The organism is Microbacterium sp. Leaf351 (assembly GCF_001423825.1).
GTDB lineage: Bacteria > Actinomycetota > Actinomycetes > Actinomycetales > Microbacteriaceae > Microbacterium > Microbacterium ginsengisoli.
Map to the genome: position 1 here is coordinate 75,852 of NZ_LMPK01000035.1, position 579 is coordinate 76,430.

Genomic DNA, 579 nt, shown 5'->3' on the forward strand with positions numbered 1-579 from the left:
CGCCGCGTGATCGGGTGGGGCGGCGCCTGGCGCGCCTACCTCGACCGCCTGCGGCCGCCGCTCACGATCGGCCACGACCGCAGCCTCGGGCACCTCGTGCGCACCCGTATGGGTGCGAAGGTGCTCGACCGTCTCGTCGCACCCGTGACGAGCGGCGTCTACTCGTCGCATCCCGATGACATCGACGTGGATCTCGCCGCGCCCGGCCTCAACACGGCCCTCACCCGAACGGGGTCGCTGAGCGGAGCGGTCGCGGAGCTCGTCGGAGGTCGCACGACGTCGCCCGGGGCAGCGGTCGGCGGCCTGGTGGGCGGGATGGGCCGTCTCGCCGACGCGCTCGTCGCGCGCCTGCGCGAGCTCGGCGTCGAGGTGCGCACCGACGCGACCGTCGCGAGCATCGAGCACGGTGAGAGCGCAGACACCTTCCGGGTGGTCGTCGACGGCGACGGCGCCGAGACGCTCGCCGCGGACGCCGTGATCCTCGCGGTCGGCGAGCACGAGTCCCGCCGCCTCGCCGCCCCCCTCGTCCCGACCCTCGCGCCCGAGGTGTCAGGCTCGGCCCCCGTGGTCGAAGTCATC

General features: G+C 75.0%; 1 protein-coding gene. It reads left to right on the forward strand.

Annotation, left to right across the window (positions count from 1 at the left end; genetic code table 11):
• The coding region (locus ASG00_RS18265) for a protoporphyrinogen/coproporphyrinogen oxidase (protein ID WP_235559520.1) at window positions 1–579 on the forward strand (579 nt) is incomplete at both ends.